This is a genomic window from Marinomonas dokdonensis, from assembly GCF_052747885.1.
Genome location: NZ_JBRAND010000006.1, coordinates 20431 through 37320, shown reverse-complemented (window position 1 = coordinate 37320; position 16890 = coordinate 20431). Strand labels below are relative to the sequence as shown.

Here is a 16890-nt window from a genome sequence, read left to right as displayed (position 1 = left end):
GGCTGAGTATTTGCTCGCTGCTTCACTATAGGTTCCTCATGTCTCGAGAATTGAGCTCACAACACGCATTTCAAGTTCAATGCCTGACCCAAATGGGGGTGGGGGTATGGCTTGATGCGTCACAAGCTGTCTCGGGGACCGCTTTCTTTGATCCTCTGCCTTGGCCTATGGTTAATGGCAGGGAAACGGCTGTTACTCCGCCAGCTTCCGTATTGGGTTTTAGTCAAGCAGAACCTCAGCCACCGATACAAAAGCTTGCCCCAGAAGAGAAAGACCAAACGGTCGCCAGCCTTAGAGAGCAGCTTAATGCTGGCCCTGAAATCGTCGTGGAAGACCTGCAGCCAATTGAAGAATTGGCGGTCAACATCGAAGTCGAACCTGAGCCCGAGCGAGTCTTTGATACGGGTCTAACCACATTAGATATACGGGCGTACCTGTTGACCGACCAGTTGTTGATCATTACGGATGTGCCCAGTGCCTTTCAGGACGATGAAGAAATTGAAAAACTGGCGTTGAAAATGGGCCGAGCATTGTTACAGCAATCTGCGGAGGAATGGCAATCTCGCCGATTAACTTGGCCAGGGGCATTAACCAACCCGCATTTTATCGCTCGTCAGGATTGGTTATTGGGTGCGGTTGAAGGCTTTGTGGGGCAACTACTCAAGTCAATATCAGGGAAACCCAAGGTGGTATTAGCGGGTTCAAACATTGCCGAATTACTCAGTGTCGATGGGGCAGATGCCATACTCGCTTCCTGTGCGGTAGCAAAAATTGCCAGCTTGCCAGAGTTGTATCGCATCCCGGAATTGCGCAAAGATGCTTGGTCGACGATGCAGCAAGGGCTCTTTTCTACTTCGGCTTCCGGCGCTTAAATTCCATTTCAAGGTGTTGATTTTATTATGCTAATACGTCTCACTAAGGCAGAGGATGCTTCTGCTGTGGTGGCACTTGATCGTCAAGCGAACCCTCATCCATGGGGTGAAAAATTGATCATGGACGCTTTCGATAGTCGGCAAAGTTGGGTGGTTCAGGCGCCCGAATCTGGTGAGATTGTCGCTTGGTTGTGTGCATCCCAACTCTATGACCAAGCTGAATTGGAATTGATATTGGTCGCCCCATCGATACGACGACAAGGCATTGCACGACAACTGATGAATGCATGGCTACAGGTGCTGCAAGAGCAGAAAGTTGCGGAGTGCTTGTTAGAAGTGCGTGAGTCTAATGCTGGGGCTATTGGCTTGTATGAAAGCCTAGGTTTTGCCCAAGTCGGGCACCGGAAAAACTATTATAAAACCCCCCAAGGTCGAGAAGCGGCCTGTCTGTATACGCTTTCGTTGAATGAAATTCCCCAAGGAGACTAAAAATGTCCAAAGTGCTAGTACCTATTGCTAACGGCAGCGAAGAAATTGAAGCGCTCACCATTATTGATGTGTTACGTCGTGGCGGTTTAGACGTTTGTGTCGCCAGCGTGCATGACTCTCGTCAAGTAACCTTGGCTCATGGTTGTCGGTTTGAAGCGGATGTGTTGCTAAGTGACGTGGCAGAAAGCATGTATGACGCGGTGGTTTTGCCCGGAGGTATGCCGGGGGCGGAGTACCTAAAAGACTGCGAGCTGTTGGTTAGCATCCTTGAAAAACATGACATACAAGACGCACTGTTGGCCGCTATTTGTGCGGCACCAGCTTTAGTGTTTGGTACCCATGGCTTTGTTGTTGATAAACAAGCGACTTGTTACCCCGGGTTCGAATCACACCTGCAAGGGGCTGAGTATATGGCAGATCAGCCTGTGGTGATGGACGGTAATATTATCACTGCTCAAGGGCCTGCGGTGGCGATGGCGTTTTCTTTGGCTGTTTTAGCGAATCTGAAAGGCTATGAAGAGGCCCAAAAAGTCGCGTCCGACTTGTTGTGCTAGAACAATAGGGTGTTTGATTTAATACTGACTATTTGGTTAGTAAAAAACCACCGCAAAGCGGGTATTTTTATGGATTTACTTGCTATTCGCGGTGGACGCTAAGGGTGCAAAATAGTAGAATTGTTCAGATTTTTAAACGCAAGATTTATTGGTGGTGAATCGATAAATACGCGGCACAAGCGCAATTTTTAAAAAGCGAGATAAGCCACCGGTTTGTCTCGCTTTTTTGCAACCTAACTAGCTCTAAATGGGAGGTTCCTTTGGCGACAACAGCGATTCTAGCTTTGGAAGATGGCACGATATTTAAAGGCGTGTCAATCGGAGCAGATGGCACTTCAACAGCGGAAGTGGTATTCAACACTTCAATGACTGGCTATCAAGAAATTCTTACAGATCCTTCCTATGCACGACAAATGGTCACTTTGACCTACCCACATATCGGGAATACCGGCGTTAACTCTGAAGATGAAGAGTCTAATCAAGTTTGGTGTGAAGGCCTAATTATTCGTGACCTGCCACTTGTTGCCAGTAGCTGGCGCAGTGAAGAAGCATTAGATGCTTACCTAAAGCGCAAAGGTGTTGTGGGCATTGCTGACATTGATACACGTAAGCTAACACGTATCCTGCGTGAGAAAGGTGCTCAAGCTGGCTGCATCATGGCTGGCGACAACCTAGACGAAGCCGCTGCCGTTGCAGCCGCAAAAGCTTTCCCAGGCCTAAAAGGCATGGACCTTGCCAAAGAAGTGACTGTAAAAGAGTCTTACCAGTGGACAGAATCTACTTGGGACCTTGTCAAAGGCCACACGACGCCAGACAGTTCTGAGTTCCACGTAGTGGCTTATGACTTCGGTGTAAAACGCAATATTCTACGCATGCTGGTTGAACGTGGTTGCCGTTTGACTGTTGTGCCTGCGCAAACGCCAGCGAGCGATGTGCTAGCCTTGAATCCAGATGGTGTCTTCCTTTCCAATGGCCCTGGTGATCCAGAGCCTTGTGATTATGCCATTGCCGCCATTAAAGAAATTTTGGAAACCGAAATACCGGTTTTTGGTATTTGTCTTGGTCATCAGCTATTGGCGTTAGCGTCTGGTGCCAAAACTAAGAAAATGAAATTTGGTCATCACGGTGCCAACCACCCGGTTCAAGCAATCGAGAAAGGCACAGTTATGATCACCAGCCAAAACCATGGCTTTGCTGTTGATGAAGATACCTTACCGAGTAACCTTGTGATGACTCATAAGTCTTTGTTCGACCAATCTCTACAAGGGATTGCCCGTACAGATAAGAGTGCATTCAGCTTCCAAGGTCACCCGGAAGCGAGCCCAGGTCCACATGATGTTGCACCTTTGTTCGATCAGTTTATTGACAACATTAAAGCCGCCAAAGCCTAAATAAGGGAGCGAACGAAAAGATTATGCCAAAACGTACTGACATAAAAAGCGTCTTAATTTTAGGTGCCGGCCCGATCGTTATCGGTCAGGCTTGTGAGTTTGATTACTCTGGTGCACAAGCGTGTAAAGCCCTTCGTGAAGAAGGTTTCCGCGTTATTCTTGTGAACTCGAACCCTGCTACCATCATGACTGACCCAGTGATGGCCGATGCGACATACATCGAGCCGATCGAATGGAAGACAGTTGAAAAGATCATTGAGAAAGAGCGTCCCGATGCCGTATTGCCGACCATGGGTGGCCAAACCGCATTGAACTGTGCGCTGGATCTTGAGCGCCACGGTGTTCTTGAGAAATACAATGTAGAAATGATCGGTGCGACAGCAGACGCCATTGATAAAGCTGAAGACCGTAATCGTTTCGACCAAGCAATGAAAGCCATTGGTCTTGAGTGTCCGCGTGCGGGTATCGCTCACAACATGGAAGAAGCCCTTAAAGTTCAGTCTGAAGTTGGCTTCCCTTGTATCATTCGTCCGTCATTCACCATGGGTGGTACGGGTGGTGGTATCGCTTACAACATGGAAGAGTTCGACGAAATCTGTACCCGTGGTTTGGACTTGTCGCCAACCAACGAATTGCTGATCGATGAATCTCTTATCGGTTGGAAAGAATACGAGATGGAAGTTGTCCGTGACAAAAAAGACAACTGTATCATCGTTTGTGCCATCGAAAACTTCGATGCCATGGGTGTGCATACGGGTGACTCGATCACAGTGGCTCCAGCTCAGACACTAACGGATAAAGAATACCAAATCATGCGTAACGCTTCCCTTGCGGTATTGCGTGAGATCGGTGTTGAAACAGGTGGTTCTAACGTACAGTTTGGTATGGACCCGAAAACTGGTCGCCTTGTTGTTATCGAGATGAACCCACGTGTATCCCGTTCTTCGGCTTTGGCATCTAAAGCGACAGGTTTCCCAATCGCTAAAATTGCTGCGAAATTGGCCATAGGTTACACCCTAGATGAGTTGCAAAACGACATCACAGGTGGCCAGACGCCAGCGAGCTTTGAGCCTGCAATCGATTATGTGGTTACTAAGATCCCGCGCTTCACATTTGAAAAATTCCCAACAGCGAATGATCGTTTAACGACGCAAATGAAGTCTGTGGGTGAAGTCATGGCGATTGGTCGTACTTTCCAAGAATCTTTACAGAAAGCCCTACGTGGCCTAGAAGTAGGTTCAGACGGCTTTAACCCACAGCTAGACTTCGCGGAAGAGAACAGCAAAGAGAAACTTGCTTACGAGCTACAGTCTCCGGGTGCTGATCGTATTTGGTACATTGGCGATGCTTTCCGTGCAGGCATGTCAGTTGATGAAATCTACGCGGTAACAGGTGTTGATCACTGGTTCCTAGTGCAGATTGAAGACTTGATCAAAGAAGAAATTGCGTTGGCCGACAAAGGCTTAGTGGACATGGACTACGATGTTCTACGCCGCCTAAAACGCAAGGGCTTCTCTGATGCGCGTTTGGCAAGCTTGCTAGACGTTACGGAAAAATCTTTGCGTGAGCGTCGTTACTTGATGGACGTACACCCAGTTTACAAACGTGTTGATACTTGTGCGGCTGAGTTTGCGACGAACACAGCTTACATGTATTCCACTTACGAAGATGAGTGTGAAGCAGCACCAACGGATAAAGACAAAGTGATCATCCTTGGTGGTGGCCCGAACCGTATCGGTCAAGGTATCGAGTTTGATTACTGCTGTGTACACGCAGCCCTAGGCCTACGTGAAGACGGTTACGAAACCATCATGGTGAACTGTAACCCAGAAACCGTTTCTACAGACTATGACACATCGGATCGTTTGTACTTCGAGCCAGTAACCCTTGAAGACGTATTAGAAATCGTCCGTAAAGAAAAACCAAAAGGCGTTATTGTGCAGTTCGGTGGTCAAACACCACTGAAAATCGCTCGTGCTCTACAGAACGAAGGTGTGCCAATTATCGGTACAACGCCAGAAGCTATTGACCGTGCAGAAGACCGCGAACGTTTCCAAAGCATGATCCAGCGTCTTGGTTACAAGCAGCCTCATAACGCCACAGTGCGAAGTGTTGAGCAAGCGGCGATGAAAGCTGCGGAAATCGGTTACCCACTGGTGGTTCGCCCATCTTATGTATTGGGTGGCCGTGCCATGGAGATCGTATATAACGAGAAAGAATTGAATCGTTATATGACGTCTGCGGTGAAAGTGTCTAATGACAGCCCAGTACTACTTGATCACTTCCTAAACGCTGCCATCGAAGTTGATATCGACTGTATCAGTGACGGTCAGCAAGTGGTTATCGGTGGCATCATGCAGCATATCGAGCAAGCGGGTGTTCACTCTGGTGACTCAGCTTGTTCATTGCCGCCTTACTCTTTGACGGCAGAAGTGCAGGATCAAATCCGTGAGATGATCAAGAACATGGCCCTAGAATTAGGCGTTGTTGGCTTGATGAATACTCAGCTTGCGGTACAAGATGGCGAAATCTACGTGATCGAGGTGAACCCTCGTGCTTCACGTACCGTACCATTCGTTTCTAAATGTATTGGCCGTTCTTTGGCTCAAGTGGCCGCTTTGGTTATGGCTGGTAAGACATTGGCGGAACTAGGCTTAACAGAAGAAATTATTCCTTCTTACTACAGTGTGAAAGAAGCCGTCTTCCCGTTCAACAAGTTTCAAGGTGTTGACCCAATTCTTGGCCCTGAAATGAAGTCCACGGGTGAAGTCATGGGTGTCGGTGACACTTTCGCAGAAGCCTTTGGTAAAGCCGTATTGGGTGGCGGTACTGAGTTGCCAACATCTGGTCGTGCTTTCATCAGTGTTCGTGATATGGACAAAGAAGGTGCTGTTGCCGTAGCTCGTCGCTTGGCTGGCCTTGGCTTTGATCTAGTAGGCACAGAAGGTACCGCGAAATTCTTGACGGAAAATGGCGTTGAGGTTCGTAAGGTGAATAAGGTAAATGAAGGTCGTCCACACATTGTGGATATGTTGAAAAATGGTGAAATCGACTACATTGTCAACACCACTTCAGGCACCCAAGCCATTGCTGACTCTTCTGTGATTCGCCGTACAGCATTACAGCGTAAGGTTTGTTACACTACAACATTGGCCGGCGCGGAAGCGACCAGTTTGGCGATTAGCTTGACCGGTGAAACCAAAGTTAGAAGACTACAAGACTTGCACCTGGGGAAATAATGAAAAAGGTACCAATGACAGTTGAAGGTGAAGCGACGCTCCGCGAAGAGCTAAACCACCTGAAAACAGTAGTTCGTCCTCGCGTTATCGCTGATATAGCAACAGCGCGCGAGCACGGCGACTTAAAAGAAAATGCAGAATATCATGCTGCCCGTGAAGAGCAGGGTTTTGCTGAAGGTCGCATTAAAGAGATCGAAGGTAAGCTTGCTGATTCACAAGTGATTGATGTGAAATCTATGCCAGCGTCTAGCAAAGTCATCTTTGGTACAACGGTGACCTTGTATAACGTAGACACCGAAGACACTGTTACCTACAAGATAGTGGGTGATGATGAGTCTGATGTGAAAGCGAAGAAGATTTCCTACGCTTCACCGATAGCGAAAGCGATTATCGGTAAAATGGAAGGCGATGAAATCATCGTGAAGATTCCAAGTGGCGAAGCGACTTACGAAATCGAAAAAGTCGAATACATTTAAACGCTGAGCGTTTGGCAAAAACCACCTTATTTTGTAAGGTGGTTTTTTTATGCCTGAAAAACGGCAAATAGTCGATTAAGGAGAGGCTTGTGATCAGAGACGTAAAAGACAGTGATGCTCCTCATATTGCGAATATCTACAACCATTACGTAAAGCATTCCGTGGCGACGTTTGAAGAACAGCCTGTCAGTGAAGCAACCCTATTAGAGCGGATTAAAAAAGTCCGTCAGGAAAAATTGCCATGGTTGGTACTGCAGCATCAAGATCAGCTCGTTGGTTATGCCTATGCAAGCCCTTGGAAAGAAAGAAGCGCGTATCGTTTTGCCGTGGAAGTCTCCGTCTATATAGATCCTGATTTCCATGGACAGGGCTTAGGTAAGCGCTTATATCAACGCCTTTTCAAAAAGTTGCATGACACGGATAAGCGAACTGCGATCGCGGGGATTACACTACCGAACCCAGCCAGTGTTGGTCTGCATGAAAGTATGGGAATGACTCAGGTCGCGTTGTTTGGTCAGGTGGGCTATAAGTTCGACCAGTGGTTGGATGTGGGCTACTGGCAAGTCGGGTTAGAGGAGTAACAGCCAAGCATATTTTCAACTTTTGATTGAAAGTGTTTGCACGTTTAGATCTATTATCAAATTATTGTTTATCTCTATAATGGCGCCATATTCTAGTAAACAATGACAAGGTAATGGAACACAGTATGTCTCACCCAATTATTAATGACCTGAACAGCCGCTACACAGCAAAACAATACGATGCCAGCAAACGTATCTCTGCAGAGGACATTGCTGTGATCAAAGAAGCGCTACGTTTATCCGCTTCTTCTATTAATTCTCAACCTTGGCACTTCATCTTGGTTGAAAGTGATGAAGGTAAACAGCGTTTGCATGATACTTTTGTGAACAAGCACCAGTTCAATCAGCATCATATTAAAGAAGCCTCTCACACAATATTGTTAGCGTATGATCCGAAATTCACGAAAGAGAAATTTAGTAAACGTGTGGATGCAGAAGTAAGCTCTGGGCATTTGCCAGCAGAAAATTATGATGCCTTCATGGGCGCTTATGCCTTCGCTGAAATGAACACAGATGAGCAAGGCAATAACGCAACTTGGACTAAGGCTCAGCTTTATTTGGCGTTAGGTAACTTATTGCACACCTTGGCTCGCATGGGTATTGCTTCCACTCCTATGGAAGGAGTTGATCCTGAGTTGATCGGCGAGAAGTTTGAGAAAGAGCTAAATGGCCATGTATGTGAGGTTGCTGTTGCTATGGGCTATCACAAGGAAGGCGAAGACTGGAACCGTGATCTGCCTAAAGCTCGCTTAGCGCTAGAAGACATTATCACCACGGTATAATCCGCTACTGGGTGTTGATTAAAAAAGCGAAGTAACTGGCTTACTTCGCTTTTTTTGTGGGCTCAGCTTGGTAAAATGCCCATCTAATTTCGCAATAAGAAGTAATCTATATGGCTTTACCAGAATGCCCTAAATGTCAGTCGGAATATGTTTATCAAGACCAGCTCAACTTGGTGTGTCCTGAATGTGCTTTTGAATGGAACCCAAATGAAGAGGCTGAGCAAACGGACGAAGTGCAAGTTAAGGATGCTAATGGCACCCTATTGCTTGCTGGCGATAAGCTCACTCTCGCCAAAGACTTGAAAGTAAAAGGCAGCTCTATGGTGTTAAAGATCGGCACCAAAGGGGTGATTAAGCGGATACATGATAAAAAAGATCATCAGCTCGATTGCAAACTAGACGGTGCGGGAGACATGATGGTGACGGCGAAGTTCGTCAAAAAAGCCTGACCATGTCAGGCTTTGGCAGGATAGGAAAGTGGTAAGATTAGCTACGCTGAAAGGCTGAGCGAATAAGGCCAATGCCTGCTAAGGCAAATAGCCCTGCGGCGATTCTATCGACCCAATGGCTGATCTTACGATACAGCTGCATGATGTGGGGAATAGAAAACAGCAGGGAATATAGGGCGTTGACGGTAAATCCTGCCAGCATGCAAACCATCAGGCCAGCAATAAGAGCACCGAAATCACTGCTTTCTCCCATGCCAACCGACAGGGCGGCCATCCAAGCAATTACCGTCTTAGGGTTGGAGGTGTTGAGTACCAAACCTCTTAAAAACCACTTTTTAGCACTCAATTGCTGGATCTCTTGCTGATCGGCAAAGGTGGTCGCTTGCAATGATGTTTTGTAAGAATGGTAAGCCAACCAAATAAGATAAAGCCCGCCTAATACTTTCAATGCACTCAGCAAATACACCGAGCTTTGTAGCATGACGCCCATGCCACTAATGGCAACTAGCCCCCATACTAATAAACCGCTGGAGAGGCCTGCGCCGTATATTAGGCTGGCTTTACGCCCCTTACTCATGGCGATGGTGGCATTCGAAAGTGTGGCAGGCCCCGGAGAGGCGGTAATCACAAAGAAGGTAAAGCCTATTGTTGCTAAAGATATGACATCAATCATATTAAGCCTCGCATATTTCATGAATTCTTAATCGAATCGTTATATCCTAGCGGAAAGAGGTATTTATTGGGAAGCTAAATACCTCATTGATTGAATGCTTAATGCACCAATTGCAAGGCTGTCCCATATCACACTGTTATCTTGTGTTTGAATTCTTCCAATGTTCACTACACCGCCAGAGGAAACCCATATGAGTAAAATTTACATCAATGGCTTAAAAGCCCTTCTAAGTGGCGTAATAATTAGCGCCGCAGCTAACGTGAGTGTTGCTCATGCGGATGATGTTGTACACGGTCCGGGTCATGGACCGGGTCCAGGTCCTGGTGGACCACCATCCCCTGAAAATGAAGCGATTCAAGCAAGATTAGGGGATACCAGTTCCCTGATGGGGTCGATCGCGATACCAGAATCGGTAGAATCTTGTGGTACTGACGCAGGCTTTGAACGTCTAGTATGTCTGATTGATATTTTGAAAGCAGACGTGTCTGATGAAATTTTAGAATTGCTGCAACTGGAGTATTCGTTAGCTGAAGCGAAGAACTGGAGTAACCTGCCTGCCGGAGCCTTCCCGGCAAGACCTGGCGTGTTTTTAGGTGAGCTGGATGTCGAGCAGCGTGGTGTGGTGAAAGCGATTCTAATGGAAGCTACAGGCTTAGGGGAAAACGAAGGTTTTGATGAAATCGTCCAGACATTGAATGCGGATGACTATATCGGCACAGTGAGCACAGACTATAAAGCAGGTTACTCTTCCTTTAATGGCAAGATTGCTTTTCTAGGCACACCAGCCGATAAAGGCACTTGGCAGCTCTACTATGGCGGCCATCACTTTGCCTTTGCCAACACTTACACGGATGGCAAATTGGTTGGTGCGACACCTTCCTTTCGAGGCATCGAGCCTTTTCCATCCTTTGAAATGAATGGCCGTACCAATATTCCTATGTTGCAAGAAAGAGATGCGTTTGCAGCGTTATTAAACTCGCTAACGTCAGAGCAGAAGAAAGCAGCAACATTAGAAGGCACATATCGCGATATTCTGGCAGGCCCACAGGCAGATGACGGTATTCTTGATGAGCAGGAAGGTATCAGTGTTCGCGAACTTACTGAGGCGCAAAAAGACTTGCTGCTAGCTGCCGTTGCCACCTATGTGGAGGATATTAATGCCGCAGATGCGAAGCATTATATGGAAAAATATACCTCGGAGCTGGATGAGACAGTATTAGGCTTTTCTGGCACCACAGACGTGAACAGTGAAGATGACTATGTGCGTATACATGGCCCATCATTGTGGATTGAATTCTCATTGCAATCGAACAAATCTACCCCTCAAAAAGGCAATCACCCGCACTCCGTATGGCGTGATATTACGGATGATTATGGTGCTCAGACGGAATGATATTCACACATCTAGTGCGAGTCATCCGACTCGCAGTTATCCTTTTTATAATGTCTTTGCAGACAGTGAGTGCTCACTCTTTGCCGGGTAGTGAACTGATTTTTTCTCAGCAAGGTAATCAGCTAAATCTACAGGTGTCTTTTCCTGTTGAGGATCTGGCGATTGCTGAGAAAACATTCCAGCCAATGAAGGTGCAGGCCAAAGAAAGGTCTCTGTCGGAGTCAGAACAGAATGCTCTAGCGGCGTACTTTCGTCAGCACCTAGAAGTGAAAGAACCTGTTTTAGGCCAATCCGGTAAGCCTATACCGCTTACCTTGCAAAAGGCTGAACTACAAGAGGCCTATCATCACGACCTTGGTCACTATGTGCTGGTGGTTTCTTATCTTACCGCCACGTTAGGCGCTGATAAGAAATTGCTGCCGGCTATATTGCGTTACGATGCGGTTATGCATGAAATTCGTAGTCATAGGGCCAATGTTTATTGGCAGCAGGGCGACGGAAAACTCGAAAAATTGACCAGCTTTCGATTTAAACGTCGTAATAGTCAGACCGTTTCCCATCGACTGCAATAGCCTATCTTTCAGAGCCCTTTTTGCCATCAAAGGGCTCTGTCTTATCACTTTACACGCCTTTCTCGTTACCCCACAGATAGACATGAAGCTGGGGCAAAACCGTGGCATCAAACCAACCTCTTTGCATGACTTCTTCCACCAAATTTAAGGTCTTAGTGGTCAGCGAGTCTAGGCTGGGGTTACCTTCAAGTTCTAGGTTGCAAGGCTGTAAATACAGGGGCAGTTGAGGGTATTGCTGCTTGATCTCGGCTGCCCATTCTAAATCAGCGTCATCCGCAACAACTATCTTCAAACTGACGTTAATGTCCTGTGCGTTGTGAAGGCTAGTATCAAAGCGGATTTGATCGAACTTCATTTTGCTCGACGGTGGCTTAGGACTTAAGGTGAGGTAATCCAGTTCTGCAAACCAAGGAGCGCTAACGCTGCCCTGCGTTTCCATGGCGAAACGATAGCCTTTGGCCTTTCCTAATCTAATTAACTCTGACAAATCTTGAATCGCTGGGTTACCACCCGATAGGGTGATCAGAATAGGTTTGCCGCCACTGAGTGTTTCAACTTGCTGAAACACATCATTAGCAGACATTGCTAACCATTCATTTTTGTATTTTTTATCGACGGCATGCATTGTGTCACACCAGCTGCAACGATAATCACAACCACCGGTTCGAACAAAAACAGTGGGGGTGCCAATCAAAGAGCCTTCTCCTTGAATGGTCGGGCCAAAAATTTCTGAAATGGCAATCATGGACGGTACTCCGCCCAAGTTTTGGGAGTTTCCGAAACACTGACGGCACTCACTTCAGGCCAGAGCTTCTTGCTCCATTGGTATAAGTGTTCGGCCAAACGCTCGGCAGTGGTGTTGTCTGCACCCAGCACATCATTAAGGTGTCGATGATCTAAGTGATCGTCAATATAGTGTTTAAAATCAGCGAGCTCACGATAATCTCGAACAAAACCTGTGCTGTTCAAAGTGCTGGATGACAGCTCAATAATCACCTCATAGTTATGACCATGAAGACGGCTACAAGGGTGTGAGTCGGGTAAGCCTAGCAACTGATGCGAGGCAGAAAATTGAAATGACTTGCGAATACGAAACATAGTGCATTGTCCTAACGGTTAATAACAATGCAGCACTAATCCCCTAAAGAATTTTAGGTATGTGTTTTTAACCTGGTGCTACGACAGGGCCAAAAGGCGCGCGTAGTATACACCTACTTGCGGTTCATCAACAGAGAGAGGGATTTTAGGCTTTATTCGGCTCAGGAAAGTGGTGAATCGTGAGCCGAATAGGTGATCTAATCGGCTCAATTAAATATTCTGGATAAAAAGTTGTTCTATAACACAGGGGTTTAGGTTGTAAAAAAACCAAGGGGCGTTTCGATGAGGTAGGCGGCAGTTTCGAAGAGAAACGCCGCTTGGTTGGCGTCACCTGTCATCGTTAAGGCGGTTCAGTAGTCGGGCTAAAGCCGCTACCTGCGCTACGAGCTAGGAAGTAGGCCAATGCGTATTCGATGTGACATAAAAAAACACCAGCCGAGGCTGGTGTTTTTAGTTCAATACGAGAAAGCGAGTGATTTAAGACTGGGCTTTCTTGAAGGCTTCAATCAGTGCTTGGGTTGAAGCATCTAGAGCGCTGTTGTCGCTGTCGCTAACAAGGCGGTTGTAGATGTCTGTGCCCAACACTTTACCTAGCTCAACACCCCATTGGTCGAAGGAGTTGATACCCCAGATAGTGCCTTGTACAAACGTACGATGCTCATAAAGGGCGATCAAAGCACCAACGGTTGCAGGTGTCATTTTGTCTGTTAGCAAGGTGTTGCTAGGACGATTACCCTTGATCACCTTGTGCGGTGCGATAGCGGCTACTTGCTCAGGTGTGGCACCAGCGTCTTTCAGCTCTTGCTCAGCTTGAGCCAAAGTCTTACCTACCATTAGGGCTTGTGACTGGCTTAGGCAGTTAGCAAACAACTGAGTGTGGTGCTCGCCAATTGGGTTGTGGCTAGTGAGTGGCGCAATGAAGTCCACAGGTACTAAGCGTGTGCCTTGATGCAACAACTGGTGGTAAGCGTGTTGGCCGTTAGTACCAGCACCACCCCAGATGATAGGGCCAGTGTCAGTTTCGACGCCATCACCGTTTAGTAGGTTAGCTTTACCGTTACTTTCCATGTCCAGCTGCTGAATATGCGCAGGCATAGCACGAAGGTAATGGTCGTAAGGAATCAAGGCATGAGTTTGAGCATTATGGAAGTTGATGTACCACACACCCAATGCACCCATGATGACAGGTAGGTTTTCTTCTAGCGGTGCGCTACGGAAATGCTCGTCCATCTGGTGAGCGCCATCAAGAAGGGCGTAGAAGTTATCCATGCCTACGGCAATTGCCACAGGAAGACCAATGGCAGACCATAGAGAGTAACGGCCACCAACCCAGTCCCACATAGGGAAGATATTCTCTTCCGCCATGCCGAAATCAACAGCTTTTGCCACATTAGAGCTTACCGCAGCGAAATGCTTGCTGATGCCTTCTTGTGTACCGCCATTGCTCAAGAACCAGTCTCGTGCAGCGTTAGCGTTGGATAGGGTTTCAAGGGTACCAAAAGTCTTAGAGGAGATAACAAAGACTGTTGTTTCAGGGTCAACTTGCTTAAGTTTGCCAGTAATATCAGAACCATCAATGTTGGCAACAAAATGCACCTTGATTTGCTCTTGGGCATAAGGTGTTAGGGCTTCTGCTACGACTTTTGGTCCTAGGTAAGAGCCACCGATACCGATAGAGACAACATCAGTAATGGTTTTGCCTGTGTGACCGCGCCATTCACCAGAATGTAGCTGCTGAACAAAGGCTTCCATTTGTTTTAGTGTGTCACGTACTTCTGCAAGTACGTTCACGCCATCTACCATGAGGGATTCTTGAGCTTGGCTAGCGCGTAGGGCAATGTGTAAAACTGAGCGGTCTTCTGTATTGTTGATATGTGCACCGCTGAACATGCCTTTAATGGCTTCTTCCATGCCTGCTTCTTTTACCAGTTCCGTCAGTAATGACATGGTGGTTTCATTGGCGCGGTTTTTTGCGTAGTCCAATGTCCAGCCAGCGGCATTGGCTTGGTAGTTTTGAGCGCGTTTTGGGTCGGCTGCAAACAATGACTTCATGTCGATATTCGCCATCTCTTGCTGATGGTCTGCAAGTTTTTGCCAAGTCGTCAATTCTGTGGGTGAGCGCATTACAATCTCCCTAGTTTGTTGAAAGTGAATCAGGCAATTCGATACGTAAGTTGTCTATCAATCGTGCATTGCCAAGGTGTGCCGCAGCCAAAATGACTAGGCGTTTCTCTTCCTCTGATGGTATTTGTAAACTATCTTGTGCGCGTATTTCAAAATAATCACGACGGAAACCAGCCGCTTCAAGCTTCTGTTGAGCTTGTTCGCGAATGTCCTCGTGACTCGCACTGTTTGCTGTAAGCATGTCTTTTGCCCACAACAGGGTTTGATACATCGCCGGAGCAATGTGTCTTTCTTCCTTGGTAAGGTAGCCGTTCCGTGAGCTCATGGCTAGGCCATCGTCATTACGAGCCGTATCAATGCCAATGATCTTAATGCTAGAGCTTAAGTCTCGCACCATGTCTTCAATGACTTTTAATTGTTGATAATCTTTGTTACCAAATATCGCACTATCTGGCTGAACTATGTTAAATAATTTTGTCACCACAGTCGCAACACCGACAAAGTGTCCTGGACGAGAAGCACCACATAGAATATCGGATAAGCCCATGACTTCAATTTGCGTCTGGCTGCGTTTGCCGTCGGGATACATTTCTAGCGCATCGGGTGCGAACAAATAATGACAGCCATTCTCTTCAAGCAAGCGCTGATCTTCCGCCAGTGTTTTTGGGTAGCGTTCTAGGTCTTCATTGGCAGAAAATTGCATAGGGTTGACGAAAATCGACGATACGACCACATCACCTTCGGTGGCGGCGCGACGAATTAACGACATGTGGCCATCATGTAGGTTGCCCATGGTTGGCACAAAAACAATGCTTTTATCTTGTAGACGTTCAATCTTTAAGGCTGCACGGAGTTCTTGGATAGTGTGGAAAGTTTTCATGATTTGAATCCGTGTTCTGGGCCTGGGAAAGTGCCGTCTTTTACTTCGCTAATATACGCTTCGAAAGCTTCTTGTATGCTGCGACCTTGGGAAAGAAAGTTTTTCACGAAACGTGGTGTATGGCCAAGGTTTACCCCAAGCATATCGTACATAACCAGTACTTGGCCGTCGGTATGGTGGCCAGCACCAATGCCGATAGTTGGAACGGGTACTGTTTCTGTGAGGGTTTTACCAAGTTCGGTCGGAATGCATTCGTACAAAAGAATGTCTGCACCCGCTGCCACCAAGTCTAAAGACTCTTGCAGCAGTAAGTCGGCAGCGGTATCGCCTTTACCTTGTACTTTATAGCCACCTAGCTTATGCACAGATTGAGGCGTAAGGCCTAAATGAGCACATACTGGAATGCCACGTTGACTAAGCAGTTGAATGGTTTCAGCTAACCAGCTTCCGCCTTCTAGTTTGACCATGCTTGCGCCAGCCTGCATCAACTTAGCGGCATTATCTAGGGCTTGCTCTGGTTTGCTGTAACTCATGAAAGGCATGTCCGCTAGGATAAAGGCATTGGTGTTGCCTCGTTTCACTGCGGCGGTGTGGTAGCACATGTCTTCAATAGTGACAGGTAGTGTACTGTCTTGGCCCTGAATGACCATGCCCAAAGAATCGCCTACTAAAATGGTATCGACACCTGCTGCGTTCATAGCATGGGTGAAAGAGGCGTCATAGCTGGTTATACAGGTGATCTTTTCACCTTCTGCTTTCATTTTTTTTAGGGTTGAAAGCGTAACTGGCTTGCTGATTTTCTGTTGGGACTTGTCTGAATACATAAGTTTATACTTCTTTAATGATAACCAGGTCACTGGTATCGAGTTGACTTAAATGCTCTTGTACGCGGCGACCATTGGCCAGCATTAGCTCTGGGGATAGGTCGTTAAGGGGTTGAATGACAAAGCCACGCTCCAGCATGTAAGGGTGTGGAACGCTAAGTCTTGGGGTGTCGATCAATTCATCCCCATACAAGAGTATGTCTAAATCTAAAGTGCGGGGGCCCCAATGACGGTCACGGACACGACGTTGTTCCTGCTCAACACTTTGCAATAAATCGAGTAGTGCAATGGCGCTAAGTTTGGTGTCTAGGCGCATTACAGCATTGGCATAATCTGGTTGGTCTTGTGGACCAACAGGTTTGCTTGAGTAAATGGGCGATACTGCAATGTTATGCAGTTCAGTATGATTTGTAAGCGTGAGAATGGCTTGTTCTAGCTGAGCGACTGGCCCATCTAGGTTGCTTCCCATACCAATATAGACACTGATCACCCG

The 16890-nt window shown here is 47.0% G+C and carries 18 protein-coding genes; 11 read left to right on the top strand and 7 right to left on the bottom strand.

All coding sequences use genetic code 11. The features are described 5' to 3' along the window. The first annotated feature begins 38 nt into the window (after positions 1–38). From ACUM5Y_RS14135 to ACUM5Y_RS14095, 9 genes are all read left to right on the top strand, one after another. A complete protein-coding gene (locus tag ACUM5Y_RS14135; RefSeq protein ID WP_445977532.1) occupies positions 39–872 on the top strand; it encodes a hypothetical protein in 834 nt (277 codons plus the stop codon). A 27-nt stretch (positions 873–899) separates the two neighbouring features. Continuing rightward, positions 900–1361 (top strand): ribosomal protein S18-alanine N-acetyltransferase, encoded by a 462-nt coding sequence (rimI, locus tag ACUM5Y_RS14130; protein WP_445977531.1) that lies wholly within the window; start codon positions 900–902, stop codon positions 1359–1361. 2 nt (positions 1362–1363) lie between these two features. Beyond that, positions 1364–1915 carry a DJ-1 family glyoxalase III gene (locus ACUM5Y_RS14125; protein WP_445977530.1) on the top strand — a complete coding sequence of 184 codons (552 nt, stop codon included), beginning with the start codon at positions 1364–1366 and terminating at the stop codon, positions 1913–1915. Positions 1916–2175: 260 nt separating this feature from the next. Then, a complete protein-coding gene (carA, locus tag ACUM5Y_RS14120) occupies positions 2176–3306 on the top strand; it encodes a glutamine-hydrolyzing carbamoyl-phosphate synthase small subunit (protein WP_445977529.1) in 1131 nt (376 codons plus the stop codon). A 23-nt stretch (positions 3307–3329) separates the two neighbouring features. Continuing rightward, entirely contained in the window at positions 3330–6545 is a 3216-nt protein-coding gene (carB, locus tag ACUM5Y_RS14115) for a carbamoyl-phosphate synthase large subunit (protein WP_445977528.1), read from the top strand. After that, positions 6545–7021 carry a transcription elongation factor GreA gene (gene greA, locus ACUM5Y_RS14110; RefSeq protein ID WP_445977527.1) on the top strand — a complete coding sequence of 159 codons (477 nt, stop codon included), beginning with the start codon at positions 6545–6547 and terminating at the stop codon, positions 7019–7021. The genes carB and greA overlap by 1 nt, the downstream gene beginning before the upstream one ends. An 89-nt stretch (positions 7022–7110) precedes the next feature. Beyond that, positions 7111–7602, top strand: coding sequence for an arsinothricin resistance N-acetyltransferase ArsN1 family B (locus ACUM5Y_RS14105; protein WP_445977526.1), 492 nt, complete (start codon positions 7111–7113; stop codon positions 7600–7602). 125 nt (positions 7603–7727) lie between these two features. Then, on the top strand, positions 7728–8384 hold the full coding sequence (locus ACUM5Y_RS14100; RefSeq protein ID WP_445977525.1) for a nitroreductase family protein: 657 nt from the start codon (positions 7728–7730) through the stop codon (positions 8382–8384). A gap of 110 nt (positions 8385–8494) precedes the next feature. After that, positions 8495–8833 carry a zinc ribbon domain-containing protein YjdM gene (locus ACUM5Y_RS14095; protein ID WP_445977524.1) on the top strand — a complete coding sequence of 113 codons (339 nt, stop codon included), beginning with the start codon at positions 8495–8497 and terminating at the stop codon, positions 8831–8833. Between the two features lie 37 nt (positions 8834–8870). Here ACUM5Y_RS14095 and ACUM5Y_RS14090 read toward each other — a convergent pair whose 3' ends face one another. Beyond that, positions 8871–9506, bottom strand: coding sequence for a LysE family translocator (locus ACUM5Y_RS14090; RefSeq protein ID WP_445977523.1), 636 nt, complete (start codon positions 9504–9506; stop codon positions 8871–8873). 190 nt (positions 9507–9696) lie between these two features. Here ACUM5Y_RS14090 and ACUM5Y_RS14085 point away from each other — a divergent pair, with 190 nt between their 5' ends. Continuing rightward, positions 9697–10899: a DUF3500 domain-containing protein gene (locus tag ACUM5Y_RS14085; protein ID WP_445977522.1), complete on the top strand. Its 1203-nt coding sequence runs from the start codon at positions 9697–9699 to the stop codon at positions 10897–10899. A 50-nt stretch (positions 10900–10949) separates the two neighbouring features. Beyond that, a complete protein-coding gene (locus ACUM5Y_RS14080; protein ID WP_445977521.1) occupies positions 10950–11471 on the top strand; it encodes a hypothetical protein in 522 nt (173 codons plus the stop codon). A gap of 49 nt (positions 11472–11520) precedes the next feature. On the opposite strand, the gene queE is transcribed toward ACUM5Y_RS14080, so the two are convergent. From queE to folK, 6 genes are all read right to left on the bottom strand, one after another. Further along, complete coding sequence (gene queE, locus ACUM5Y_RS14075; RefSeq protein WP_445977520.1) at positions 11521–12216, bottom strand: 7-carboxy-7-deazaguanine synthase QueE; 696 nt, start codon at positions 12214–12216, stop codon at positions 11521–11523. Continuing rightward, positions 12213–12569 (bottom strand): 6-carboxytetrahydropterin synthase QueD, encoded by a 357-nt coding sequence (queD, locus tag ACUM5Y_RS14070; protein ID WP_445977519.1) that lies wholly within the window; start codon positions 12567–12569, stop codon positions 12213–12215. The genes queE and queD overlap by 4 nt, the downstream gene beginning before the upstream one ends. 477 nt (positions 12570–13046) lie before the next feature. Continuing rightward, complete coding sequence (pgi, locus tag ACUM5Y_RS14065; RefSeq protein WP_445977518.1) at positions 13047–14693, bottom strand: glucose-6-phosphate isomerase; 1647 nt, start codon at positions 14691–14693, stop codon at positions 13047–13049. A 10-nt stretch (positions 14694–14703) separates the two neighbouring features. After that, positions 14704–15573 carry a pantoate--beta-alanine ligase gene (gene panC / locus ACUM5Y_RS14060; protein ID WP_445977517.1) on the bottom strand — a complete coding sequence of 290 codons (870 nt, stop codon included), beginning with the start codon at positions 15571–15573 and terminating at the stop codon, positions 14704–14706. Beyond that, positions 15570–16397, bottom strand: coding sequence for a 3-methyl-2-oxobutanoate hydroxymethyltransferase (panB, locus tag ACUM5Y_RS14055; protein ID WP_445977516.1), 828 nt, complete (start codon positions 16395–16397; stop codon positions 15570–15572). The genes panC and panB overlap by 4 nt, the downstream gene beginning before the upstream one ends. A gap of 4 nt (positions 16398–16401) precedes the next feature. After that, positions 16402–16887 carry a 2-amino-4-hydroxy-6-hydroxymethyldihydropteridine diphosphokinase gene (gene folK, locus ACUM5Y_RS14050; protein ID WP_445977515.1) on the bottom strand — a complete coding sequence of 162 codons (486 nt, stop codon included), beginning with the start codon at positions 16885–16887 and terminating at the stop codon, positions 16402–16404. Positions 16888–16890 lie beyond the last annotated feature (3 nt).

What these genes read in the sequence shown, in the direction of transcription:
- ACUM5Y_RS14135 (WP_445977532.1), top strand. Translation starts at nt 39, where the DNA reads ATGTCTCGAGAATTGAGCTCACAACACGCATTTCAAGTTCAATGCCTG.
- rimI (WP_445977531.1), top strand. Translation starts at nt 900, where the DNA reads ATGCTAATACGTCTCACTAAGGCAGAGGATGCTTCTGCTGTGGTGGCA.
- ACUM5Y_RS14125 (WP_445977530.1), top strand. Translation starts at nt 1,364, where the DNA reads ATGTCCAAAGTGCTAGTACCTATTGCTAACGGCAGCGAAGAAATTGAA.
- carB (WP_445977528.1), top strand. Translation starts at nt 3,330, where the DNA reads ATGCCAAAACGTACTGACATAAAAAGCGTCTTAATTTTAGGTGCCGGC.
- greA (WP_445977527.1), top strand. Translation starts at nt 6,545, where the DNA reads ATGAAAAAGGTACCAATGACAGTTGAAGGTGAAGCGACGCTCCGCGAA.
- ACUM5Y_RS14100 (WP_445977525.1), top strand. Translation starts at nt 7,728, where the DNA reads ATGTCTCACCCAATTATTAATGACCTGAACAGCCGCTACACAGCAAAA.
- ACUM5Y_RS14095 (WP_445977524.1), top strand. Translation starts at nt 8,495, where the DNA reads ATGGCTTTACCAGAATGCCCTAAATGTCAGTCGGAATATGTTTATCAA.
- ACUM5Y_RS14090 (WP_445977523.1), bottom strand. Translation starts at nt 9,506, where the DNA reads ATGATTGATGTCATATCTTTAGCAACAATAGGCTTTACCTTCTTTGTG.
- ACUM5Y_RS14085 (WP_445977522.1), top strand. Translation starts at nt 9,697, where the DNA reads ATGAGTAAAATTTACATCAATGGCTTAAAAGCCCTTCTAAGTGGCGTA.
- ACUM5Y_RS14080 (WP_445977521.1), top strand. Translation starts at nt 10,950, where the DNA reads ATGTCTTTGCAGACAGTGAGTGCTCACTCTTTGCCGGGTAGTGAACTG.
- queE (WP_445977520.1), bottom strand. Translation starts at nt 12,216, where the DNA reads ATGATTGCCATTTCAGAAATTTTTGGCCCGACCATTCAAGGAGAAGGC.
- queD (WP_445977519.1), bottom strand. Translation starts at nt 12,569, where the DNA reads ATGTTTCGTATTCGCAAGTCATTTCAATTTTCTGCCTCGCATCAGTTG.
- pgi (WP_445977518.1), bottom strand. Translation starts at nt 14,693, where the DNA reads ATGCGCTCACCCACAGAATTGACGACTTGGCAAAAACTTGCAGACCAT.
- panC (WP_445977517.1), bottom strand. Translation starts at nt 15,573, where the DNA reads ATGAAAACTTTCCACACTATCCAAGAACTCCGTGCAGCCTTAAAGATT.
- panB (WP_445977516.1), bottom strand. Translation starts at nt 16,397, where the DNA reads ATGTATTCAGACAAGTCCCAACAGAAAATCAGCAAGCCAGTTACGCTT.